Below are 24547 nucleotides of genomic sequence, written 5' to 3' on the forward strand. Positions count from 1 at the left end.
TGAGAGTTACTGAGAACTGAGTCCTTTACGGACAGGAACCAAAGCGCCATAGTCATTGATGGCATTAAACTGGACGTGAGCGGTAGGTCCTGGCCGAAACTTTAGTGCCGACAGCGGAAAAGCACGCTTCTCACCTGGCGCGATCATTCCATCCTCGCTGCGTTCTCGCTTACTGCCATCGACGAGTTCGAGCTCTATCAGCGACACATGAAAGGCCGAGGGGTTGTATGCCTGCAGCTCCCATCCCTGGCCATTTCGGGCAGCCACCACCTGCCATTGCACCTGGTCAATCGCCTCGCTGGCAGTACCCACCAATTTCTCTGGCCGGTAGAACAACTTGATCCGCGAACGAAACGCCATTTGGAGGGTGTTCAAGTCTCCGTCTTGCGGCCTGGGCGGAATATCTAGGACGTTGAGCCAGAACACCGACTCCTTGTCCTGCTCGATCGCAGTACCAGTGAACATCACACGCAGCGTTTGCCCCTTACCAGGGTCAATACGTGCCACAGGAGGCGAGATTAAAAATGGGGCCTGGGATTGCGTAGGCGTTGACTCAACATCGCCAGTATCCAGCCATGATTGGATTAATGAAGGCTGCGTCCCCGCATTGTCGAGCTTGACCGTTATTTCCTTTTGGCCTGCCGGGTAAATTAGTCGGGTACCGGTAATCACTACACCCGCAGATACTTGAGCAGCTGTAAGCGCTGCTACGCCCACAAAAAGTAAGCGCACGAATAAAGCTAAACAAGCCATGGAAACTATCCCGTCGCCGCCAGGGCATGTACACCTCAATCGCAAAGCGTACACGCCCTTGATGCAACTTACTTATAGTCGATATTGTAGGTTACTGAACTTACGACAGTCCCCGGACCGGTGGCCGCTTCGGCGATGTATTGAACCGCATATGGCAGGTCCGCAGACTGACTCTGATTATTGAGAGCAATGCGACTGGTGCTAGTGAGCTGTTCGCCACTTCCCGCCTTAATAGGTTTTCCATTAGTGGCGTCAACCAGCTGCAGTTGAACTTTGGTAGCAGTACCCGAGTTCCTCAGGTTACCACTGGCAGGGTCGACAGTTCCGCCAGCCTGGAAAAACGCAGCTGCGGTCTTAAGTGAGGCCGAGCAGTTATTGAGCTTGATATTGAAAGCGGTCAGACCGGCCACCTTACCAGCCCCATCCAACTCTGAAGTAGCAAGTGTCGGCAGGGTGACAGTAGAATTGCCGCCACCGTTTACCGAGACCTGACAGGTCTCTGCCTTGAGCTCACCGTTGAAATTAATAGTACCTTCCGCAGCCATTGCGGCGGAGGTGATGGTAGCAGCGACCAGCATCGCAAGAGTGCAAGCTGTATATTTCATAAAAACACTCCAAAACCACTACATTTATAGTTTAAGAGGAGGCCTATTTGGCAGAGACGCTCCTGTTATGTTGCAGGTGCGATACTAGACCCGCAGCCAAGACATAGAAATAGGAGCGCTCCTAAAAATGACAAAGCGAAAATTGTGGCAAACAGCACCTCATACTCACCATTCGCCAGAATCGTTCGCAGTTAAATAGGATTACTCCTAAAAAACCTATCAATTCGATTTATTGCCATTAAAAAATCACCCAGCAGCGGTTGTTACAAATCAATACCGATGAGGAGTAAACACCACCATCGAAATGATCTTGTGCATTAGCGCAGCTCGGTTTTTTAGCACCAGATCTTAAAGACTGGAGTTTTCATTCAATGCTGAGTTATGCACTGAGAGTGCCTCGACGTATCTAAGAGGCCGGCATGTTCGCCGGCTGCTGCGCGGTGCTACACAGCTCAGACCACTGCACGAGCAATAGATGCAGTGGCGGGACCAGGGCCTCAGCAGGCCAATCGGTGCCGCTCAACGATCGGTCGATTGCCTCCACGGCGACGGTGAGGTGCATTAAGACTTCAGGTGGCGCAATGCGCAATTGATGCAAAACCTGTAAAGCTCTAGTCTTGTCGTGTACCGCCAATGCTTCGATGAGGTTGTAGATTTGCGCGCGCACTTCGGGATGGGGCAGTGACCTTTCATAATCGCCGGAATGGGAGTAATCCTCGGGCATCTGCGGAACATTGCACCACAGAGCGAGGATCTGCTCCAGCTGGCTTGGCTGGACGGGCTTAATTAGCAGGCCGTCCGCACCTGCATCAAAAAAATGTGCCTGGCTTTCACCACCGGTAGATTCCTCCAAGGCGATAATAGGGAGGTTTGCTGACTGTTTTCGATGCTGACCTTCGCGCAGCGCCTCAATCATGCTTATGGCGCCACCGTCCAGTGTGTCCCAATCTAGAAACACCAAGCTAAACGCATGCTTATAAAATAGCGCCAGCCCCTGCTCTGCATTATCCGCAACCAGGACTTCGCACTCAGAGCGCTGAAGCAGCTCGACCAATGTCTGTCGCTGTAACGTTGGCTTCTCGACCAGCAGTACCTGTACGCGTGATGGTGGTAAAGTGTCCGCAGTCAAGACCTGCATCTGCTCTTTGCAGCAGACCGTATCGACATAGGGTGCCACCATCACCGGCAGTATCACGTCAATCTGAGAGCCGTGCCCCTGATTGCTGGACAGTCTTAGTCGGCCTAGCATCAGGCTTACCAAGCGTCGACAAAGCACAAGTCCCAGTCTCGTGGCTCGTATGCGTCTGGAAGGCTGCTTGGAGCGCCAGGATGGTCGTAACAGCACGCGCCGTGCCTGCCTTGAAAGCCCTACACCTGTATCAATGACACGAATACGCACATGCTCGGTTTCACCCGCCCCCTCTAACCTCCGCAACTGCACTTGGACGCTTCCGGACTCGGTGTACTTGATCGCATTGGTAACAAGATGTCGTAGTACTAGAGCCACGCGACGTTTGTCCAGCATCAGGTACGGCAGCTGACGATCTCCGGTCAGCGTCAGGTCTAGACCTTTTTCTTCAGCGGATTCTCGATGCCACGCAATCACCTCCTCAGCGAGCTTCCACAGATCCGTAGGTTCAGGGTCAAGCTGAAGCTTTCCAGCCTCAATCTTGGAGATATCAAGCACATCATCCACCAAGCGCAGCAAGGTATGACTGCTGCTGACGGCGATGCTAGCGAGTTTGCGCTGGTGCTCATCGAGCGGCGTGTTCTGCAACAGTTCCATCGCAGCCAGAACAGCATTCATCGGCGAACGCACCTCATGACTCATCACCGCCAGGAACATTGCTTTGTCTTGCGCACCACGTGTAGCACGTAAGCGCTGAACCCGGCTTTGCCAGGCTAACATCAGCAACAATAGAACTATGAACAGGAGAAGCCACAGCTCCGAATTGTAGTGCTCGGCAATGGCTCGAATCGTCGGAACATCAACATCCAGTTCGGTCAGCCAATCTTCGTATATCTGCTTGCGCTCATCTGGATTGATGGACGCCAGCACCTTCTCCAAGATGGAATACAGCGTGACATCAGTGTCACGCACGGCCATGCTGACTCCCCTGTGCAACGAAGGAACCACGCCAGAAATCTGCAAAATGCCTTTATATTGACGTGACAAGTAGGGAATAACCAGCCACTCAGAGGCAATGGCGGCATCGGCGCTACCACTGTGGACCATCGCTAGCATATCCACCGCGTTTTTAGCGCTAATCACTGTGACTCCAGGAATTTGGTCGGCAAGAAAAGTGGCATAGCCTTCACGGCCAAGCATGACCAGCCGCTTGCCGGCCAAATATTCCAAGCCCACAAAAGGATGACCAGAAAAACCACTGACGAGGATCGTCGAACTGGTGTTATAGGGATGTGTATAGAGCATTCCACCATCTGACAGGGGATCAAACGACCTGCGTCGGGTGGACAATATGTCCACTTCCCTATTGAGCAACATGTCTTTTCGAGCACTGCGGGTGGTAGTTCTCACTGGTACGAATTGCAACCCCGTACGTCGTTCAATCAGTCGCAAGTATTTGGCTGACAGCCCTCGCAGCTGGCCACCGCTCATGTATTCGAACGGCTGCAGGTCGTCGAAGACCCCAACTTTCAGAACTGGGTGGGCCGCGATCCAGTTTCGCTCCTGCAGACTCAGGGTCATTGGCAGCGGGTCAACTTCCGCGCTCGCGCCAGCAGCAAAGACCAGTGCACACATTCCCAGATACAGGATGTTCACGCATCCTTCCTCAAGGTGGTCGATGAAATGTGCAGCGCATCCAATGACATACCGTCGTTCAAGATTTGCCATTGTAGAACGACAGATTGCAGCGATCGCGCGTACGACGGATCCTCCCACGCCCCCCCTTCGCGCAACAGTTCTTCCATCTGCTCCGCAGCGTGGCCCAGCGCTGAAAGCTGCAACATCAACGCCGCGCCCCTCAATCGGTGAGCAAAGCGTAGTGCAGAGGAAAGATCACATAGTGCCACGGCCTGAATGAGACACCCCAAGTCAACGGCTATTTCCTCTCTCACTTCGGCCGAAATTGGAGTGGGTACCGATGCAATTGGCGATGGCAACACCAGGCAGATATCGCACCAGCGCTCGATGACCTCGCTAAGATCTCCGAGGCGAATAGGTTTACTCAGGACCCCATCCATCCCAGCCTCCTTGCAGCGTCTTGCATGCGGGCCTCCGGTCGATGCAGAAATTGCGATGATCGGGCTGTGCGCTCGCCCCAGCCGCAATTCAACAGCACGCAGTTCGCTGGTCAGGCTATAGCCATCCTGATCGGGCAGTTCACAGTCCATCAGGACCATGCTGAAGTCATGACTCTCGAATAGAGCTTTCGCCTGCGCGGCATCGGTGGCGATCACTGGGTAGCAGCCCAGACCACTGATCTGAGCCATCAATACTTCCTGATTGGCGCGGATATCCTCCACCACAAGGATCCACAGACCACCGTGGGACAGCGGTGTCAGCACACCAAGTGCCTTAGGATTTTCCTCCGCTTCAGATGTAACGTCTACAGGCAGACAAATTGTGACGGTGGTACCTACCCCCTGTTTGCTCTCAAATGTCATGGTGCCTTGCATTGCACTGACCAGCTGTTTACATATCACTAGGCCGAGCCCAGTCCCTTCAACCTTCCTGTCATGTCGGGCTTGCCCATAAGGCTGAAATAACGATGGCCCTGCTGACTCACATACACCATCCCCCGTATCTCGGACGATGATTTGCAGACTTTGAAAATTATCCAAATGCACCAGGTTGACCCTCACCTGGACACCGCCAGTCTCAGTGAACTTAATTGCATTAGACAGCAAGTTGTGGATAACTTGACTCAGCCGTGAACTGTCAAGCAATAACAGAGGTAAATCGGCTGGGACATCCAGCTCGAGTTCCAACTCCTTTTGTTGCGCCCGAAGACGATGTAGTCCGACGACCCCCTCCATCAGCGCCCGAATCTCGGTAGACTCAAGCGTCAGCTGCCCAGTCGAGCTCCGTGCTGATGCTTCTAAGCCATTCAAACCGTCATCCAGTACTCGCCTTAATGCGGCCGCGCTGCTATTTGCCAAATTGCAAAAGTGCCTCTGCCGAGAATCAAGCCGGGTATGTAACAACAGCTCCATCGCAGCAAGCACGGCATTCATGGGTGAACGTAGTTCACGATTGATATGGCTTAGCAACCTCGCCTTTTCCCGCTCGCCATGCGCCGCTCTCCGCCAGTGGCGGAAGCCACGTAATACGAACGCCGCCAAGCAGACAAATGCCACCGTTGCCAAAATAAGGGCGTGCAAAAAATGGCTGCTGATACTCTGTAGCGTAGGCGCATCCACTTTCAGATCGTGATACCACTGCTCGTACATTGTCTTGCGTTGCTCCGGCGAAACAGACCGCAGCACTTTCTCCAGAATCGACACCAGCTGAGCATGGTCCGCCCGGACCGCCATACTCACCAAAAGCAGTTGACTTCCAACCACCCCGGAAACCTCCAGTCTTCCTTGAAACTGCTTGTACAAGTACGGCATGAGGAACGTTTCAGTAGCTACCACCGCATCGGCTCTGCCATCTGCCAACCTATTCAACATTTCCTGCGCCGACATGCTCTTTATCAGGCTGGCATCAATCGACCGATCGGCAAACATACGCTCGTAGTGCTCGACATCCGGGATCATCACGCTCTTGCCCTGCAACTGGTCAAGCTCGAAGATGTCTGGACGATCGATACGCGTCACGATAATCGGAGAAGTCGTGTGATAAACAAGCGTTTTGATGGCCGGATTGCCAGGCTGAGATTCGAACTGTAAGTAGGAAGAGAGTAGATCAACCTGGCCATCCAAGAGCATCTGCTCACGGACTGACGTGCTTTTGCCCGGTACAAACTGGAATTGCAAGCCGGTGGCGTGACCGACAAACTCAAGATACTGTTTAGCCCGCCCCTCAAGCTCGCCCTCGACGATATACTCAAAAGGTATGAGGTGCTCGTCAACTCCCACTCGCAACACCGGATGCCGAGCAATCCAGCTGCGCTCTTCCGGGCTTAGCTCTATCGAGTTTGCTTGAATAAAAGGAGCCGCCCCCATAAGTAGCCAAATCATCAGCCTCCTGCGAACTCTTCTCCTCATAGTGGACTGATGATTTTATTGAGTTTGAACAATTCGTTGTTCGACGTCACCCCAAGCTTACGAAAGGCCGACGCTTTTTGGGCGCTGATGGTCTTTAGACTGCGATTGAATTTCCTGGCAATTTCACTCACGGTCATACCCGCGAGATAACAACGAATGACCTCCTGTTCTCGGCTGCTAAGCTCTGCTTGGGCGAAAGCATCCAACGTCTCCGCCGCTCGCTTTGGCGACTCACTAGTGACAACTTCAGCCAAACGATAGGTCATGATCGGACTCAGGTAAACCGTTCCGGACGCCACTTGGCGAATCGCCTTCAGTAACTGCTGCATATCCTCACCTTTGCCAACGAAACCGCGAGCGCCGATACGCATCGCCAGGCTGACGGTCGCCGGATCGTGATGCGCCGACAGCACCAAGACCTGGCAATTAGGGTATTTGACCCGCACAGCACGGATGAGCGATGCGCCATCCAACTCGTCTGGCCCCAAGGAAAAATCGAGGACGAGTAGATCCGCAGGTGACTCGGACAGCCCACCAATAAGATCGCGACTTCTTCCATAAACGCCGACAACCTTTAGATCAGGCTCGGCCGCCAGAGCCTCCATTAAACCGTGCCTGACAACAGCATGGTCATCCAATAACGCAATACGTATAGGTTTCATAGCGATTTAACTCACTCAATCCAGCACGTACATCGTCGTCAACTATAAACACAAGCAATACGACGCACAGCATTCAATCGAGTGTAGGCCGCAATCGAACATTCGGCAAGCTGAAGCGCTAGAAGCGTTCAGTCAGCCCTGCCCAATAAGCTTTAAGCATCTCACAACTTAATTTACCTGGGCTAATCGTGCGCGTGCCCATCCTAAAAAGCTCAGAGAAATTTTTATTTCAGCCCCCAACTGCATGGAGCACTCCTGATTCCCTCGGAGAGATTGCCCCTACACTCTGCAATTACCGCGAAATACGCCATGACCGGCAACTTCGAGCCACATACTGCGCCTCCTTAAATCTCTCACCCCCACAACGAATTTAACATAGACGACAAATCGAACAGCGTTGAACTTCCTAAGAAGTTACCTTATACCTCAAAATTGTTACGCCCCTCTCCGATCACCTCTATTTCTTCATGAACATCATAAAATCATTAAACTCCATAGGATGCGCCAGGGCATACCCTTGGCCAACTTGACAACCTAACTGACGCAAAAATGGAATTATCGACTCATCTTCGATACCTTCAGCGACTACATTCGACATCAGCAACCGCGCCCAATTCACTAGACCACTGATAACTTTACCCGAGGAGGAGTGCTCTCCAAGAGAACGAACCAATGAGCCATCTATTTTCACTTCATCAAATAAAGTGTTGACTAGCAGGTTCATTGTTGCCGCCCCCACGCCAAAGTCATCCAGTGATATCTGAAAACCTTTGGCTCTGATAGTAGTCAATGCGGCTGACAGCAAAAGGTCGTCCGGTTCTGGCACATCCTCCGTTAACTCTAGCTTTAACAAAGGGGTCGGTAAACCGACCGCATGCATACGTGCTGCCAGCCGCTCGGCGAATTGAGGTGTACAGAGCGTCTTTGCCGAAGCATTGACGGCGACGGGAATTTGATGGTTTTCACGCTTGAGCTTAACCAGGAGCCTGATTGCCCACATCTCCACCAAGCTGAATAATAATAAATCTAACCCCAGCCGGTTGACCAAAGGGATCATCACAGAGGGGGGAATGTCACCAAAACGCGGATGCTTCCATCGTACCAGCGCCTCAGCCCCGACAACGCGCCGACTCAATAAATCGAATTGTGGCTGGAACACGAAACGCAGCCCTTCCCCGGTGGTGAGTGCATTGATCATTTCATCTTCCACCAATGAATCGAAGGTCGCTTGCGCAGGCTCTATATCGTCCTTGGCATTGGTCATTAGTGCCGCCCTCAAGGCATCATTCAAAGCTAATACCTCACATTGAGGAAGGATTTTCACATGTATGCCTGCCACCTTGGCCAGACGCGCAAGGGATTCTAGAGCAGTGATAGCCACCCCCCCCATGCACTTGATGAACGCGGCCCCGCCAATTGCAGACAGCCCAAATGCGCAGTTATCACCGGGACGAGCCAGTGCGATCATCGACGTCTCCCCCATCCAGAACAGGCTAGGTAACCGCTCCAAATTGCCGCTTTTGTGCATACGATTTAACACGCTCAACAACAACAGACCGGCATCGCAAGCGGGACAAATTCGGCAGATTATTATATCGACAGAACCTTTACTCAAATAAACTTCAATCTCATCAAGCGTAGCGAAGCTGGCCAAAGGCTTAACCTGAACAGCCTTAAGCATGTTGCTAATAGGCTGAGCGGAAACCCTGCTCGCCGCCAATATAACGACGCGCAATGCCGCCAACGAGCTGGGCGCAATTATATTAAATCGCATGAATAGCTTTCCGTATTATCGTACCTAGCCGAGCTTATCAGGCATAGCACAAAAAAAAATAAGACTGGGACTAAAATTATCCTTTCCGCTCTTAACCCTTCTTGCGCGCAAATGTATTCGATCAAGTCGGCTAGCCTTGCCCCTAGAGCCCACCGATGCCCATCCAGCTCTGGGCCAGCATGGATTGAATCGCCTCTGGTTTCGTAGACACCTCCAAGCCTCATAGTGGGCCCCCAATAGAAGGGGCCATGAGTCGTCAGCGTTACCCCGAAGAATTCAAGATCGAAGCGGTCAAGCAAGTGACCGAGAGAGGCAGACCTGTCGCCGAGGCTGCCCAGCGTCTGTACCTGGCGGTAGCGCTGGCTCTGTTCTCCCGCCAGGTGATTGGTTGGTCAATGCAGCCAATGATGTGCAGCGATCTGGCGCTCGACGCATTGCTGGCGGCCTTGTGGCGCCGCAAGCCACAGCAACAGATGATGATTCATTCAGACCAAGGCATTCAATTTAGCAGCTCAGATTGGCAAACCTTCCTGAAGGCCAACAATGTAACCAGCAGCATGAGCCGGCGGGGTAACTGTCATGATAATGCTATCGCCGAGCGCTTTTTCCAGCGGCTAAAGAGGGAATGAATCTGACGAAAGATCTACGCCACGCGTGACGAAGCCCGAAGTGACATTTCGGATTACATCGAGATTTTTTATAACCCTAAGCGCCGACACGGCAATGCTATGCAGCGGTCGCCAGTAGAGTATGAGAAGCGCCACTTTATGAACTTGGGGAGTGTCTAGAAAATCAGGGGTGATTCAGATGTGTACTCGACGATCATGCTATGCTGAGCACAGTACCGGACAGATCCTTTGCGCAGTTCTGGTTGCCGCGCAACAAATTCCTGCACGGACCTCAGACCCAAGAAACCCCGACACTCGGAAAATCGGACTACTCCTATAGAAAATACAGGCGATCAACAATACAATAAATACCAACCTCAAAATTAAACACCGCCGAAAAGGTTGCACCCATGCGGTCGATGATAGACACTCAAAACATACAACTGTATCTTATCAAGTCCGCCACAGTAAGTGAGAGTTGCGCAACTGATCTTCTCGACATATTACACAAACTTAACCATGCCGAAGCCAGCAGCATCATATCCATCATCGAACAGCTGCGGCACGAAGCTCGAACTCTTCGGGCCCTGTCTAAAACCTTCCTTAATTTAAATTGACGCCAATGTATGGGGCGTCATGGGAGTCATAAACAGTCGCTCGCTCTGGTACAGCACCACTGAAGTGCTACTGATAGATCCGCGACAGCCGGGCTAATTCTCCGATAACCTATTCGCGGCGATACAGGCAGTGGCCCGGACCGGCTGATGTCGGCGCTGAATGAGCCCAAAGGTAAGTACGGGCACGGCACAATGCACACCGCCCCTCCCGCCCTAAGAACCCCCAGATTGGGGGATAGCCTCCAGATGATGAGCCACTCGTACACCACGCGGATCGAACAACTGTGGCGTGTCTATAGCACATCGCACCTAAGTCTGGCGTATGCCCGAGCAGCGGCAACAGACCAGAATCCTCATGTGGTCGACTTACGCAATGATCGTGTCCCAGGAAGTGGTATAACTCATCATGGCTTTGGCTATTGAGCTTGCCGTTTAATTGATCACGGCCGACAGCTTGGCCTGTGGATTATCGCTGACGGCCTCAAAGGCCTCCAGCTGCATATACCGCCGTTGCAGGCACCACTCGTCGTCCTGCTCTAGCAGCATCGCCCCTACCAGCCGTGTGATGGCCGGGTCGTTGGGGAAGATGCCCACGACGTCGGTGCGACGCTTGATCTCGGCGTTGAGTCGCTCCAGAGGATTAGTGCTGTGCAGTTGCTGTCGGTGCGCCTTGGGAAACGCCATGTGCGCCAGTACTTCATCCTCGCGGCCGTCCATGAGCGTTGCGATCTTGGGGTACTTCTCGCGCAGTTGGTCAGCAACCAGGCGCCACTGCTGGTGGCATTCGGCACGGCTGTCTTAGGCGAAAACCGTGCGCAAAAGCGCCGCCACCATGGTGCGTTGTCCCTTGCCGACATGGGCTATGGCGTTACGCATGAAATGCACGCGGCAGCGCTGCCAGGGCGCGTTGAAGACCTTGGAGACAACCGCTTGCACCGCCCGAGCCGATGGTGACGCTTAAGCCACCGCTGACATTGGTCTGCTTGGACTTGTAATTGTCGGTGTCCTGCAGGCTTTGCAGCGTCAGGTCACGTCTCAAGTCGGCGGTGATCTTCGCAGCGTTGACCTGCGCCCCTTTGAGTACAGTATCGCGCCCGCTGAGCAGGGTCGCCTCATTACCGGCGTCCAGCGTGGTTTCGGTCCAAGTGGTACCGTTGCCTTTCTCGTTGCCAGTGCCCTTGTTGGCGTTGGCGAAGATGCTGACGCCCGCGCCGCTGGAGCCAACACCGATACTGGCGCCGATGGCCCCGCCACTGCTGCTGTTTTTGCCATCGAGCTTTTGCGTATTGGAAGCAGCCTCAAGGTGGATGTCGCGCTCGGCAGACAACAAAAGGTCGTTGCCAGCCTTCAGTTGGCTGCCTTGAACGCGGATATCCCCGTCACTGTCGGTCCCGTTGCCGGTGGCAACAATGCTCAGGTCGTTGCCGCTGGTCAGGCTGCTACCTGGCTGACGATCTGCTCCTGAGTCTGGCGAGAACTCGACTTCTGCCCCCCAGCGAAACGGCGATGCCGACGAACTGGCCAGCATTATCCGCCGTCATACCGCCATTCTGATGGGCAGCCTGCCAGGCCTGCACACCGGTCAGGCCAGCCTTGATGCCCTGCAGGGCGGAAAGCCGGCTGTCGTCTTCCTGGACCGCTTGCTTGGTGGTCTGGTAAGCGGTGTCGATCGCACTGCCGACCGTACCCGACAGAAGACGCTTTCGACCCTACCGCGCTGATGGACATAGCGCCATCGGTCAACGCCGTCGGGTCGTATAGGGGGAGCTGATACCTCAGCTATAACTGCAGCATTTTTTAAAGCATGCTGGAGTAGGTAGGACTGGCCGTGGCCGAAAAACGATGATCTGCCTCAGCTACGAAGCTGTTTTTCATGATTTTTTCTTTGAGCACTAGGCGCAGGTGGGACCGGAGTGAAGGCAGGTGCTAACACTGGCTGGTCCAACGAAAAAGCCCGCAAACCGATGCAGGCTGCGGGCTATTTCATATAGACATCACGGTGAAGCGAGCCTAAGGTTCGCTCCAGACGGCTCCAAGACTAGACACGGCTGTGGCAAGCCCCTCTCTAGCACTCACGAACCGCTGTGAATATGGTGGGTCGTGTAGGATTCGAACCTACGACCAATTGGTTAAAAGCCAACTGCTCTACCAACTGAGCTAACGACCCGTTGGATGGCGCGTATAATACTGATTTCTAACGGGAAATCAACACCCCATCGCAAAATTTTTTAAAAATATCGCGTCGGGTCCTGTACACCGGCGGCCTTGAAGCCCTCGGCACGCAGGCGGCAACTGTCGCATTTGCCACAGGCACGGCCGTCATCGTCGGCCTGGTAGCAGGACACGGTGAGGCTGTAGTCCACGCCGCGAGCAAGACCCGCCTGGACGATCTGTGCCTTGCTCATGTTCTGCAGTGGCGCCTGGATACGGAAGCCCTGCCCCTCTACACCAGCCTTGGTGGCAAGGTTGGCCATGCGCTCGAACGCTTCGACGAACTCAGGGCGGCAATCGGGATAGCCGGAATAGTCCACCGCGTTCACACCAATAAAGATATCGCGCGCTTCGAGCACTTCAGCCCAACCCAGCGCCAGCGACAGGAACACCGTATTGCGAGCCGGCACGTAGGTCACCGGAATGCCCTCGCCCGGGGTTTCCGGCACATCGATGCTGCTGTCGGTCAGGGCCGAACCGCCAATACCATCAAGGTTCAGGCCGATGACCTTATGTTCGACGACACCCAGGTCCCGCGCTACGCGAGCGGCTGCGTTAAGCTCGGCACGGTGGCGCTGGCCGTAATCGAAGCTCATGGTATAGCAGCTGTAGCCCTCGGCCTTGGCCATGGCCACCACCGTGGCCGAATCCAGGCCGCCGGACAGCAGAATTACCGCGCGTTTCTCACTCATGTACTGCTACTCCTTCAATCAACGTCCGGGTTCGTCGTTCCACAGCAGCTTGTGCAGCTGCAGCTGGAAGCGCACGGGCAGGTTGTCGGCTACGATCCAGTCCGCAAGGTCGGTGGCGCTCACCTGGTGATGACTTGGTGAGAACAACACTTCCCCGGCACGTTCAGCGAGGTTGTACTGAATGAGCTTGGAAACCGCCCAGTCATAGTCCTCGCGAGAGCAGATGACGAACTTGACCTGGTCATTGTGGGTCAGGTGCTCGATGTTCTCGTAACGGTTTCGGTGAGACTCCTCCGAGCCGGGCGTCTTGAGGTCGACTACACGGCTGACGCGGGTATCGGTGCCGGCGATATCCAGGGCACCGCTGGTCTCGAGGGAGACTTCGTAGCCGGCATCGCACAGCCGCTGCAGCAGCGGCAAGGCGTTGGGTTGGGCCAACGGCTCGCCACCGGTTACACAGACGTAACGCGGCTTGTAACCGGCCACCTGCTCGAGAATGTCGTCGAGGGTGCGGACGGTGCCGCCACTGAAGGCGTAGGCACTGTCGCAGTACTGGCAACGCAGGGGACAACCGGTAAGGCGCACGAATACTGTGGGCAGCCCAGCCGTTCGCGTTTCACCCTGCAAAGAGTAAAAGACTTCGGTGATGCGTAATGTGTCTTGCATGATCGCCACGGGCGTGACAGCTAAACAGGCTGTCCGCCTCCGTCAGGCACTGTTGCGGACTCGACATGGCGTTATCCGCAGCAGCGTGTTTACGAAAAAAGGGCATTGATTCTAACGAAAAAACCCGCGACAAGCGCGGGTTTCTTTCAAGCATTGCAGCTTAGAGCTTCTGCAGGTCACGCTGGGCCAGTTGCGCGGCGGATGTGCCTGGGTACTGGCTGATGACTTGCTGGAGGATGCCCTTGACCTTGTCGGTATGCCCCATACGGCGCTCGACATCAGCCAGTTTGTACAGCGAATCCGGCACCTTGCTGTGCTTGGGGTACTTCTGGCCAACCTGGGCGAAGGCCTGGCTGGCAGCCTGCAGATCGCCCTTGGCCAAGTTCACCTCACCCAGCCAATACTGGGCATTGCCGGCGTACTGACTGTTGGGGTACTTGCGCAGGAAGGCGCCGAAGGCTTGTGCAGCCTTGTCGAAGTCCTTCTGCTTGATCAGGTCGAAAGCGGCATCGTAATACAGCTTCTCTTTCGCCGGATCACCCGGTTCGCTACTGGCGGCCGGTTGTTGCGCAGCAGCGCCAGCGGCGCCTGCTGCAGCACCGGCGGCGGCACCAGGTGCACCGCCGGTAGAAGAATTGTCAGGGGTCGCGGCTGGCGCGGCGCCACTGTTGATGCGACGGTCCAGATCCTGGTAACGCTCCAGGTTTTCCTGCTTCATGCGGGCCACATCGTTCTGCAACTCTTCGATGATGCCCTGCTGGCGGGAAATCTGATCCTGCATCTGTTGCAGCTGCATGAACAGCTGGCCCTGTGCAGAGGCAGGGGTCGAAGCCCCTGCCCCGGCATAGGCGCCGCTCGTGCCATAACCCGAAGGTGGGTAAGCACCTGCGTTGTCATCTACTACAGGAACCTCAGCCCAAGCCGCAAGCGGCAGGCTGAGTGCGAGGACGGTTACTACACGGCGGCACATACGCATGAGAACTTACTTACGCAGTTCTACGCGACGGTTCTGAGCCCAGGACTGCTCGTCGTTGCCAGTGGCAACCGGACGCTCTTCGCCGTAGGAGACCAGTTCCAGTTGAGCAGGGGAAACGCCCTGCAGAACCAGGTAGCGCTGAACGGCCTTGGCACGACGCTCACCCAGAGCCATGTTGTACTCGCGGGTGCCGCGCTCGTCGGTGTTGCCTTCCAGAACAACGCGGTTGCCGTTGGCTTTCAGGTCCTTGGCGTGAACGTCCAGGGCGCGCATGGCTTCTGGCTTCAGATCCGAGCTGTCGTATTCGAAGTAGAAGGTGGTGATTGCGCGCAGGGCGGCTTCTTCGCTCAGGGAGCCGTCGACAGCGCCAGTGTTGGCACCGTAGCCAGCGTTCGGGTCAACAGCGCCTTCACCAGCGTTGTCGCCGCCTTTCGAGGAGCAACCTACAGCTACGGCCATGGCCAGAGCCAGCGCAGCAAATTTACCAAACTTCAGCATTTCCATCGTGAAACTCCTAATGAAACCCCAGTGTGTTAAGCAAAAGTATTACGCCGCAATCAGTTCAGGTAAGGGGACCAGGACGGTTCTCTGACTTCGCCTTGAGCGGTAGGAAGTGGGAGCCTCACGCGTCCATTAAGCGACACGAGCATCAAGACTCCCCGGCCCTGCTGGCGGGTGGCGTAGATTAGCATGGTGCCGTTTGGCGCAACAGTGGGAGACTCATCAAGACTGGTCTCGGAGAGAATCTTTACACTTCCACGTTGCAGATCCTGGGCAGCCACTTTGAAGTTGGTGAAACCCTGCTGACGGTGAATCATCACCAAGGTCTTTTCATCGGCCGAAAGTTTCGGGTTGGCGTTGTAGTTACCCACGAAAGTTACGCGCTCGGCACCACCACCGCTGACCGACTGCTTGTAGATCTGCGGTTTGCCGCCACGGTCGGAGGTGAAGTACAGGGTGTTGCCATCTTTACCCCAGAACGGTTCGGTATTGATACCCGGGCCGGCGGTGACGCGGCTGATCTGGCGCGAGGCAACGTTCATCACATAAATGTCCGGATTGCCATCCTTCGAAAGTACGAAGGCCAGGCGGGTGCCATCCGGGGACCAGGCTGGTGCACCGTTCAGGCCCTCGAAGTTGGTGACCTGTTCGCGGCGACCGGTATCGATGTGCTGGATGAAGATACGCGGACGCTTCTGCTCGAACGAGACATAGGCGATGCGTTTGCCATCCGGTGCGAAGCGCGGCGACAGGATCGGCTCGCGCGACTGCAGCAGGGTCACAGCGCGGGCACCATCGTAGTCCGAACGCTGCAGGGTGTAGCGGGTGTTGTTGGCCGAGAAGCGCTCAGCGGTCACGTACAGCATGCGGGTGGAGAATGCACCCTTGATGCCGGTGAGCTTCTCGAACGACTGGTCGGCGATGTAGTGGGACATGTCGCGCAACTGGTCGACACCGCCCGCGACGCTGCCGGTCAGCACTTGCTGCTCGGTGGCGACGTTGAACAGTGCGTATTGAACCTGCAGGCGCCCGCCCGACGGCACGATGCTGCCAACCATGACGTACTGGGCACCAAGGGCTTTCCAGTCACGGAAGATCACTTCGCTGGCCTGGGTCGGCTGGCTGATCATGTTCTGCCGTGGAATTGGCGCGTAGTAGCCAGAGTTGCGCAGGTCGTTACCAATGATATCGGCCATGTCTTCCGGCAGCACGCTACCACCCTGCAGACCGAACGGCACAACCGCGATGGGCGTAGCCCTGTCGCTGCCGCTGGTGACCAGGATGTTCTTTTCCTCTGCCATGGCCATGCCAGCCACGCAGCAGAGCATGACCAGCATTCCTCGAAGGAGTTTAATCACAACGCAAGATCCTCAGGTGTAAATGTCATCTTGAACGAACGGTACGGATTGAACTCGTTCGGCTTCAAGCCCTGCATTTCGGTCAAGCGACCGATGTTCTTCACTGCTGCCACCGCCGAACTGTCGAATGGACCGTCTCCACTGGAGCGAGCCACACTGACGCCGGTAATGGTGCCATCCGGCAGCATGCTGATCTGCAGGACTACCGTCATGCCTTTGCGCGCAGAAGGTGGACGCGCCCAGCCTTCGGCCGCGCGCATACGAATCAGGTCGTCGAAATCGCCGGCCACCTGGTCCCCCTGCTCGTCGGCCAGGGCCTGCTGCCGCTCGGTGGTGTCGGACAACAGCTCGGCCAATGCCTGGGCTTTCTTGTCTTCCGCCGCCTTGCGAGCCGCTTCCTGTGCCTTCTTCTTCTGGGCATCTGCCGCGGCCTTTTTCTTGGCCTCTTCAGCTGCCTTCTTCTTCGCTTCCTCGGCCGCCGCTTTCTTCTTGGCGTCCTCGGCTGCTTTCTTCTTCGCCTCCTCGGCGGCCTTTTTCTTGGCCTCCTCAGCGGCTTGTTTCTTGGCTTCTTCCTCGGCCTGCTTCTTGGCCTCTTCCTCTGCCTTTTTCTTGGCGATGTCAGCCTGCTGTTTCTCAGCGGCTTTCTTCGCTTCTTCAGCCTTCTTGGCTTCGGCGGCTTTCTTGGCCTCGGCAGCCTTGGCAGCCTCTTCGGCCTTCTTGGCCTCGGCGGCTTCGCGGGCCTCTTCGGCCTTTTGAGCGGCGTCGGCTTTCTTTTGTTCCGCGGCCTTTATGGCCTCCTGCTCGACCTTCTTCTGCTCCAGCTGCTCGACCTCGGTCTGGCGCGAAGCGGTTTTCTTCGCTTCCCCGGCAATCTTCTGATTGGTCTGGGTGGTCGCCTGGCTCTTGGATTTGAGCTGGTACAGGGTCGCCTGGACGATCGGCTTGGAAGGCGGCAGCTCAGGCGTCATCGCAAAGCTGACGAACAGCATGGCGAACACCAGCACATGCAGGCCGATGGCCCAGATGCTGGGCCAGAAGTAGCTTTCCGAGGCGGATGGCTCTCGCTGCTGCATCAGGGCGCCTCGGTAATCAGGCCAACGTTACCGACACCGGCCTTCTGCAACCCGCCCATGGCGCCCATGACGGCGCCGTAGTCGACAGCCTTGTCGCCACGAATGAAGACCTGGGTCTGTTTGCCCTGGTCGCGACCGGCGGCGATGATCTTGGTCACCGCACTGGTCATTTCCGGCAGGGTCATGGCCTTGTCCATCTGCTTGTCGGTGTCGACTTCGCTGCCGAGGTTCCAGTAGTAGGTTTTGTCGGCCTTGATGGAGATGGTCAGGATCTGGACGTTGTTGTCCTGCGGCAAGGCTTCACTGGAAACCTTGGGCAGGTCGACCTTCACGCCCTGGTTGAGCATGGGGGCCGTCACCATGAAGATAACCAGCAGCACCAGCATCACGTCGATGTAGGGCACCACGTTCATCTCGGCGACCGGCTTGCGTTTGTGGCGAACTCGGGCCATGGGCTTCTACCTGCTTACTCTTCGCTGGTGTGCACTTTACGGTGCAGGATCGCCTGGAACTCGTCGGCGAAGGTGTAGTAACGGCCGATCAGCACTTCACTGCGGGCAGCAAAACGGTTGTAGGCGATGACCGCGGGAATTGCGGCGAACAGGCCGATTGCGGTGGCGATCAGGGCCTCGGCGATACCAGGAGCGACAGTGGCCAAGGTGGCCTGCTGGGCGCTGGCCAGGCCACGGAAGGAGTTCATGATGCCCCATACGGTACCGAACAGGCCGATGTACGGGCTGGTGGAACCGACGGTGGCCAGGAACGGCAGGCTCTGCTCGAGCTTTTCTTCCTCACGGGAGATGGCAACGCGCATGGCACGGCCAACGCCTTCCATCACTGCATCCGGGTCGACGCCAGGTTGCTGGCGCAGACGCGAGAACTCTTTGAAACCGGCACGAAAGACCTGTTCAACACCGGAGTCAGGATCGGGGTTGCTGCCAGCCTGGCGATAGAGCTTGGACAGATCGATACCCGACCAGAAACGCTCCTCGAAAGCATCCAGCGCACGACGACCGGCACGCAGCATGGTGCTGCGCTGGAAGATCATGATCCATGAAGTGACCGAGGCAGCCACCAAGGCCAGCATGACCAACTGCACCACGATGCTGGCATTGCTGACCAGACTCCACATGGAGGTATGGTCGACGACGTTAGCTTCCACGCTTATTCTCCTGCATTCGATTGAGTACCCGTGCCGTCCGCCAGGAAGGCGTCACGCAGCTCTGGGGGAATGGCCCGGGGTTTGAAAGTGTCGGCGCGCACGGCGGCCACCAGGAACTGCCCCTCGCAGAGCAGCGTTTCATCCTTTTCCCGCCAGACCTGCTGTACGAAACGCAGACTGGCGCGATTGAGTTCAAGTACTTGCGCGGTGACCCGGAGCTCGTCGTCCAGGCGCGCCGGCGCGTGATAGCGTGCTTCGCTGGAGTGGACCACGAACAGGAGGTTTTCTCCGGCCAGCTGCGCCTGGGAAAAGCCCAGGTGGCGCAACCGCTCCGTGCGCGCACGCTCCATGAATTTCAGATAATTGACGTAATACACCACGCCACCGGCATCGGTGTCCTCGTAATAGACGCGACAACGGTGTGCGAACGGTTCCAGGCCATTTTGCGCGCGCATACTCTAGTGCTTACTCCTCAGCTTGCCAATCCGCTGTAGCAACTGTTTTTTCTTAAATAATGTCTGATTGCCAGCAACCCTGCGGCATGCCAGCGGTAGGACCACGAAAAGCGGGATTCGATCTGTCATTCATCGCCTGGCTCGCAATAATCGCCCCCCTCCCCCAGCCTTCCGGGCACGTTCAGACCGAAATGCAGGTAGGCATGCCGCGTGACTACGCGCCCGCGCGGGGTGCGCATGATATAGCCTTGCTGGATCAGGTAAGGCTCGAGCACATCCTCGATGGTGTGGCGCTCTTCGCTGATGGCCGCCGCCAGGTTGTCCACGCCCACAGGACCGCCGTCGAACTTCTCGATCATGGTCAGCAGCAGGCGGCGGTCGGAGTGGTCGAAACCACGCTCGTCGACATCCAGCAGGTTCAACGCCAAGTCGGCCACGGCCTTGGTGATCTGCCCCTTGCCACGCACTTCGGCGTAGTCGCGCACCCGGCGCAGCAGTCGGTTGGCGATACGCGGCGTGCCACGGGCACGCCGGGCAATTTCGAAGGCACCCTGGTCCTCGATCGAAAGCCCGAGGATGCTGGCCGACCGACTGACGATGGTGGCCAGGTCCTGGTTGCTGTAGAACTCCAGACGCTGAACGATACCGAAGCGATCGCGCAGCGGGTTGGTGAGCATGCCGGCACGGGTGGTGGCACCGACCAGGGTGAACGGCGGCAGGTCGAGCTTGATCGAGCGGGCGGCAGGCCCTTCGCCGATCATGATGTCGAGCTGGAAGTCTTCCATGGCCGGATACAGCACTTCTTCGACCACTGGCGACAGCCGGTGGATTTCGTCGATGAACAGTACGTCATGAGGTTCAAGGTTGGTCAGCATGGCTGCCAGGTCACCCGGCCGTTCGAGAATGGGGCCCGAGGTACTTTTGACCGATACGCCCATCTCATGGGCGATGATATTGGCCAGGGTGGTCTTGCCCAGCCCGGGCGGACCAAAAATCAGGGTGTGATCCAGCGACTCGTGGCGACCGCGAGCAGCCTGGATGAACAGGGACATCTGCTCGCGCACGACGGGCTGGCCGATGTATTCATCCAGCCGCAGCGGGCGAATCGCCCGATCCTGGACTTCTTCACGGTCGCGGCCAGTGGCGGCGATCAAGCGGTCGGCTTCGATCACTTGGTAATCATCCCCTTCAGGCTACGGCGAATCAGCTCTTCGCTACTCAAGCCAGCCTTGTCCTTGATGGCGGATACCGCCTTGCTCGCCTCCTGAGGCTTGTAGCCCAGAGACACCAGCGCACTGACCGCATCGGCCTCGGCGTTATTGGCGCTGCTGACCGGCACCGGCCCATCGGAGACGAGCGTGAACATCGCAGGCGAGGTTTCCCAGGCCTTGAACCGGTCCTTGAGCTCGACCAGCAAGCGCTCGGCGGTCTTCTTGCCAACGCCGGGCACCCGCACCAGCGTCGAAGCGTCCTGGGCCTGGACACAGCGCACCAGTTCGTCGACCTCAAGGCCAGACATCAAGGCCAATGCCAGCTTCGGTCCTACGCCATTGAGACGAATCAGCTCGCGAAACAGCTCACGCTCGCGCTTTTCATGAAACCCATACAGCAGGTGCGCATCCTCGCGCACCACCAGGTGGGTATGCACGGTGACCGACTCGCCCACCTTGGGCAGACGGTACAGGGTGGTCATCGGCACTTCGAGCTCATAGCCCACGCCATTGACATCGATAATCAGGTGCGGCGGCTGTTTTTCCGCCAGGGTGCCGCGCAAACGTCCAATCACGTTCCGATCCTTCCTCTCGGGGAGCCGATCAAAGACCGCACAACCCTATCAGCAAAAGCAGCGGGTGAACGTTTCACCCGAGCAAAATGTGTATCAGCGCATGAAGTGCTTACAGACGCAAGCGTCCACCACGCCGCCGAGCCGTCGCCAAGCCGTGAGGCACCAGGCTGGAGCGGGTATGGGCATGACACAAGGCGATGGCCAGTGCGTCGGATGCGTCGATCTGCGGTTTCTGGGTCAATTTGAGCAAATGCATGACCATCATCATCACCTGCTCCTTGTTGGCCCCCCCGGTACCGGCAACGGCCTGCTTGACCTGGGTGGCACTGTACTCGGCGATTTCCAGACCCGCCTCGGCGGCGGCAACGATCGCCGCGCCACGGGCCTGGCCAAGCTTGAGCGCCGAGTCGGCATTGCGAGCCATGAACACCCGCTCGATCCCCATGGTCACCGGGCCGTGCTGGGCGATGATTTCTCCGACACCACGAAAGACGATCTGCAATCGCTCATGCAGCTCGCCACTGCCGGTGCGGATGCAGCCCGACGCCACGTACTCGCAACCACGCGCGGTTTGGCGTACCACGCCGTAACCGGTGATCCGCGAGCCGGGGTCGATACCAAGAATCAGAGTCATAGTGCCTGTCGTACAAAGCCCATGTTTAAACACCATTGGGGCCGCTGCGCGCCCCATCACTGCAAGCCAGCGATGGGCTGCACAGCGGCCCCAATAAAGCTACCTGCCTGGCCCGGATGCCCAGGGCACCTTAGCCAAGTTTTTCCAGGATCTCTTCGGAAATCTCGGCATTGGAGTAGACGTTCTGTACGTCATCCAGGTCTTCGAGCATGTCGATCAGCTTGAGCACCTTCTCGGCCCCGTCCTGGTCCAGTTCGGCGCTGGTGGTCGGCTGCATCACGATCTCGGCATCGGCGGCCTTGAAGCCAGCTTCCTCCAAGGCGTTACGCACGGCATAGAAGCTGTTGAACGAGGTAAACACATCGAACGAACCGTCTTCGTTGGCCACAACGTCATCGGCATCGGCCTCCATGGCCGCTTCCATCAGGGCATCCTCGTCAAGGCCAGGGGCAAAGCTGATCTGCCCCTTGCGCTCGAACAGGTACGCGACCGAACCATCGGTACCGAGGTTGCCGCCACATTTGGTGAAGGCATGGCGAACGGCCGCTGCGGTGCGGTTGCGATTGTCGGTCATGGCTTCGACCATGATGGCCACGCCACCTGGGCCATAACCTTCGTAGCTGAGCTCTTCGACGTTGTCGCTTTCGTTGGTGCCAGCACCACGGGCCACGGCCCGGTCGATGATGTCGCGGCTCATGTTGGCGCCCAGCGCCTTGTCCAACGCCAGACGCAGGCGCGGGTTGGAGGCCGGATCAGGCCCGCCCTGCTTGGCGGCGACCGTCAGCTCGCGGATCCACTTGGTGAAGATCTTGCCTCTCTTGGCATCCTGGCGCTCTTTGCGGTGCTTGATGTTCGCCCACTTGGAATGACCAGCCATATCGACTCCAAAATCCTTGATACAGAAACAAGTTCCGCCCCGTAGGGCGGAACGCGTGTGATCTTGCGCAAAAGCGCATGGGCGCAACCCTGCGGGTGCGCCCGCGGTCCGCTTACTCGACCTTGGTCTGCTCGCGCAGACGGATGTGCAGCTCGCGCAGTGCCTTGGCATCGACCATGCCAGGGGCCTGGGTCATGACGCACGCGGCGCTCTGGGTTTTCGGGAAGGCGATCACTTCACGGATCGACTGGGCGCCGGTCATCAGCATGACCAGACGGTCCAGACCGAAGGCCAGACCACCGTGTGGCGGTGCGCCGAACTTCAGAGCGTCGAGCAGGAAGCCGAACTTCTCTTCCTGCTCTGCCGCCTCGATACCCAGCAGGCGGAATACCGCCTGTTGCATTTCCTTGCGGTGAATACGGATCGAACCGCCACCCAGTTCGGTACCGTTGAGCACCATGTCGTAGGCACGGGACAGCGCGCCGGCCGGGTTGGCCTCGAGCTCTTCAGGGGTGCACTTCGGCGCGGTGAACGGGTGATGCAACGCGGTGAAGCTGCCGTCTTCGTTCTCTTCGAACATCGGGAAGTCGACCACCCACATCGGCGCCCACTCGCAGGTCAGCAGCTCGAAGTCGTGGCCCAGGCGGATACGCAGCGCGCCCAGGGCTTCGCTGACGATCTTGAACTTGTCGGCACCGAAGAACACGATGTCGCCGTCGACCGCACCCACGCGATCGAGGATCACGTTGAGGTTGGCCTCAGGGATGTTCTTGACGATTGGCGACTGCAGGCCTTCGACGCCCTTGGCACGCTCGTTGACCTTGATGTACGCCAGGCCCTTGGCACCATAGATGCCCACGAACTTGGTGTACTCGTCGATCTTGCTGCGCGGCATGCTGGCACCGCCAGGCAGGCGCAGGGCGGTCACGCGGCACTTCGGATCGTTGGCCGGGCCGGCGAAGACTTTGAAGTCGACGTCCTTGAGCTGATCGGCAACGTCGACCAGCTCCAGCGGAATACGCAGGTCTGGCTTGTCGGAACCGTAACGACGCATGGCCTCCTCGAAGGTCATGTGCGGGAACTCGCCGAACTCCAGGTCCAGCACTTCCTTGAACAGCTTGCGGATCATGCTCTCGGTGAGGCCCATGATCTCGGATTCGTCCAGGAAGCTGGTTTCGATGTCGATCTGGGTGAATTCCGGCTGACGGTCGGCACGCAGGTCCTCGTCACGGAAGCACTTGGCAATTTGGTAGTAACGGTCGAAACCGGCCACCATCAGCAGCTGCTTGAACAGCTGCGGCGACTGCGGCAGGGCAAAGAAGCTGCCAGCGTGGGTACGGCTCGGCACCAGGTAGTCGCGCGCACCTTCCGGCGTGGCTCGGGTGAGGATCGGGGTTTCGACGTCGAGGAAGCCGTTCTCGTCGAGGAAGCGACGAATGCTGCTGGTGATGCGCGAACGCAGGCGCAGCTTGTCGGCCATTTCCGGACGACGCAGGTCGATGAAGCGGTAGCGCAGACGGGTTTCCTCGCCCACGTCGGAGTATTCGTTCAACGGGAAGGGAGGGGTTTCCGCTTCGTTGAGCACATTCAGCTGGTAGCCGAGGATTTCGATGGCGCCGGAGGCCATGTTGGCGTTCACCGCACCTTCCGGACGCTTGCGTACCTTGCCAGTGATCTGCACGACATACTCGCTGCGCACGCGGTCGGCAGCGGCGAAGGTTTCGGCGCGATCCGGGTCGAACACGACCTGAGCCATGCCTTCGCGGTCACGGATATCGAGGAAGATCACCCCGCCGTGGTCGCGGCGACGATGGACCCAGCCGCAAAGGGTGACTTCCTGGCCGTCCAGGCTCTCGTTCAGTTGGCCGCAATAATGGCTGCGCATCATGATGGTGGTTTCGCTTCTCGTGATTCGTGTATTCGGTGGAGGTCTTGACCGCCCAGAGGGCTAATACTGCAAGA

Annotated in this window: 20 protein-coding genes, 1 tRNA gene and 4 pseudogenes; 2 read left to right on the top strand and 23 right to left on the bottom strand. The window is 57.2% G+C overall.

Annotated features, from left to right (window positions below):
• Positions 1 to 6 precede the first annotated feature (6 nt).
• From IF103_RS18095 to IF103_RS18120, 6 genes are all read right to left on the bottom strand, one after another.
• Complete coding sequence (locus tag IF103_RS18095) at positions 7 to 753, bottom strand: fimbrial biogenesis chaperone (protein WP_202675533.1); 747 nt, start codon at positions 751 to 753, stop codon at positions 7 to 9.
• Between the two features lie 68 nt (positions 754 to 821).
• On the bottom strand, positions 822 to 1358 hold the full coding sequence (locus IF103_RS18100; RefSeq protein WP_202675535.1) for a fimbrial protein: 537 nt from the start codon (positions 1356 to 1358) through the stop codon (positions 822 to 824).
• A 406-nt stretch (positions 1359 to 1764) separates the two neighbouring features.
• Entirely contained in the window at positions 1765 to 4143 is a 2379-nt protein-coding gene (locus tag IF103_RS18105; RefSeq protein ID WP_252189412.1) for an ATP-binding protein, read from the bottom strand.
• A complete protein-coding gene (locus IF103_RS18110; protein WP_202675537.1) occupies positions 4140 to 6506 on the bottom strand; it encodes an ATP-binding protein in 2367 nt (788 codons plus the stop codon). The genes IF103_RS18105 and IF103_RS18110 overlap by 4 nt, the downstream gene beginning before the upstream one ends.
• A 23-nt stretch (positions 6507 to 6529) precedes the next feature.
• Positions 6530 to 7195 (bottom strand): response regulator transcription factor, encoded by a 666-nt coding sequence (locus IF103_RS18115; RefSeq protein WP_202675539.1) that lies wholly within the window; start codon positions 7193 to 7195, stop codon positions 6530 to 6532.
• Positions 7196 to 7652: 457 nt separating this feature from the next.
• Positions 7653 to 8969 carry an EAL domain-containing protein gene (locus IF103_RS18120; protein ID WP_202675540.1) on the bottom strand — a complete coding sequence of 439 codons (1317 nt, stop codon included), beginning with the start codon at positions 8967 to 8969 and terminating at the stop codon, positions 7653 to 7655.
• 248 nt (positions 8970 to 9217) lie between these two features.
• Between IF103_RS18120 and IF103_RS25475 the strand changes: the two are divergent.
• Positions 9218 to 9271: pseudogene (locus tag IF103_RS25475) on the top strand (hypothetical protein); the annotation flags it as partial.
• 39 nt (positions 9272 to 9310) lie between these two features.
• Positions 9311 to 9757: pseudogene (locus tag IF103_RS18130) on the top strand (IS3 family transposase); the annotation flags it as partial.
• 869 nt (positions 9758 to 10626) lie between these two features.
• Here the strand turns inward: IF103_RS18130 and IF103_RS18135 are convergent.
• The 17 genes and pseudogenes from IF103_RS18135 to aspS form a co-directional block, all read right to left on the bottom strand.
• Positions 10627 to 11148 (bottom strand): annotated as a pseudogene (locus tag IF103_RS18135) (transposase); the annotation flags it as partial.
• Positions 11123 to 11888 (bottom strand): annotated as a pseudogene (locus IF103_RS18140) (hemagglutinin repeat-containing protein); the annotation flags it as partial. The pseudogenes IF103_RS18135 and IF103_RS18140, both read right to left, overlap by 26 nt.
• A 397-nt stretch (positions 11889 to 12285) precedes the next feature.
• Positions 12286 to 12361, bottom strand: a tRNA-Lys gene (locus IF103_RS18145).
• A 61-nt stretch (positions 12362 to 12422) separates the two neighbouring features.
• A complete protein-coding gene (queC, locus tag IF103_RS18150) occupies positions 12423 to 13097 on the bottom strand; it encodes a 7-cyano-7-deazaguanine synthase QueC (protein ID WP_023381894.1) in 675 nt (224 codons plus the stop codon).
• An 18-nt stretch (positions 13098 to 13115) separates the two neighbouring features.
• Positions 13116 to 13763 carry a 7-carboxy-7-deazaguanine synthase QueE gene (queE, locus tag IF103_RS18155; RefSeq protein WP_023381895.1) on the bottom strand — a complete coding sequence of 216 codons (648 nt, stop codon included), beginning with the start codon at positions 13761 to 13763 and terminating at the stop codon, positions 13116 to 13118.
• A gap of 160 nt (positions 13764 to 13923) precedes the next feature.
• Complete coding sequence (gene ybgF / locus IF103_RS18160; protein ID WP_027907403.1) at positions 13924 to 14739, bottom strand: tol-pal system protein YbgF; 816 nt, start codon at positions 14737 to 14739, stop codon at positions 13924 to 13926.
• A 6-nt stretch (positions 14740 to 14745) separates the two neighbouring features.
• Complete coding sequence (gene pal / locus IF103_RS18165; RefSeq protein WP_023381906.1) at positions 14746 to 15243, bottom strand: peptidoglycan-associated lipoprotein Pal; 498 nt, start codon at positions 15241 to 15243, stop codon at positions 14746 to 14748.
• Between the two features lie 53 nt (positions 15244 to 15296).
• Complete coding sequence (gene tolB / locus IF103_RS18170; protein ID WP_041925740.1) at positions 15297 to 16568, bottom strand: Tol-Pal system beta propeller repeat protein TolB; 1272 nt, start codon at positions 16566 to 16568, stop codon at positions 15297 to 15299.
• A gap of 26 nt (positions 16569 to 16594) precedes the next feature.
• On the bottom strand, positions 16595 to 17671 hold the full coding sequence (gene tolA / locus IF103_RS18175; RefSeq protein WP_023381908.1) for a cell envelope integrity protein TolA: 1077 nt from the start codon (positions 17669 to 17671) through the stop codon (positions 16595 to 16597).
• A complete protein-coding gene (tolR, locus tag IF103_RS18180; RefSeq protein ID WP_012315816.1) occupies positions 17671 to 18123 on the bottom strand; it encodes a protein TolR in 453 nt (150 codons plus the stop codon). The genes tolA and tolR overlap by 1 nt, the downstream gene beginning before the upstream one ends.
• Positions 18124 to 18137: 14 nt before the next feature.
• Positions 18138 to 18833: a protein TolQ gene (gene tolQ / locus IF103_RS18185; RefSeq protein ID WP_023381909.1), complete on the bottom strand. Its 696-nt coding sequence runs from the start codon at positions 18831 to 18833 to the stop codon at positions 18138 to 18140.
• Positions 18834 to 18835: 2 nt separating this feature from the next.
• Positions 18836 to 19288 carry a tol-pal system-associated acyl-CoA thioesterase gene (gene ybgC / locus IF103_RS18190; RefSeq protein ID WP_023381910.1) on the bottom strand — a complete coding sequence of 151 codons (453 nt, stop codon included), beginning with the start codon at positions 19286 to 19288 and terminating at the stop codon, positions 18836 to 18838.
• Positions 19289 to 19413: 125 nt separating this feature from the next.
• Positions 19414 to 20460: a Holliday junction branch migration DNA helicase RuvB gene (gene ruvB, locus IF103_RS18195; protein ID WP_023381911.1), complete on the bottom strand. Its 1047-nt coding sequence runs from the start codon at positions 20458 to 20460 to the stop codon at positions 19414 to 19416.
• Positions 20457 to 21074 carry a Holliday junction branch migration protein RuvA gene (gene ruvA, locus IF103_RS18200; RefSeq protein ID WP_023381912.1) on the bottom strand — a complete coding sequence of 206 codons (618 nt, stop codon included), beginning with the start codon at positions 21072 to 21074 and terminating at the stop codon, positions 20457 to 20459. The genes ruvB and ruvA overlap by 4 nt, the downstream gene beginning before the upstream one ends.
• A 109-nt stretch (positions 21075 to 21183) precedes the next feature.
• Entirely contained in the window at positions 21184 to 21708 is a 525-nt protein-coding gene (ruvC, locus tag IF103_RS18205) for a crossover junction endodeoxyribonuclease RuvC (RefSeq protein WP_004375291.1), read from the bottom strand.
• A 130-nt stretch (positions 21709 to 21838) separates the two neighbouring features.
• Positions 21839 to 22585 (bottom strand): YebC/PmpR family DNA-binding transcriptional regulator, encoded by a 747-nt coding sequence (locus tag IF103_RS18210; protein ID WP_023381913.1) that lies wholly within the window; start codon positions 22583 to 22585, stop codon positions 21839 to 21841.
• A 112-nt stretch (positions 22586 to 22697) separates the two neighbouring features.
• Positions 22698 to 24473, bottom strand: a complete 1776-nt coding sequence (gene aspS / locus IF103_RS18215) for an aspartate--tRNA ligase (protein WP_027907400.1) — start codon at positions 24471 to 24473, stop codon at positions 22698 to 22700.
• Positions 24474 to 24547: the final 74 nt, after the last annotated feature.

It is taken from the genome of Pseudomonas sp. SK2 (assembly GCF_016772395.1).
Taxonomy (GTDB): Bacteria; Pseudomonadota; Gammaproteobacteria; order Pseudomonadales; family Pseudomonadaceae; genus Aquipseudomonas; species Aquipseudomonas taiwanensis.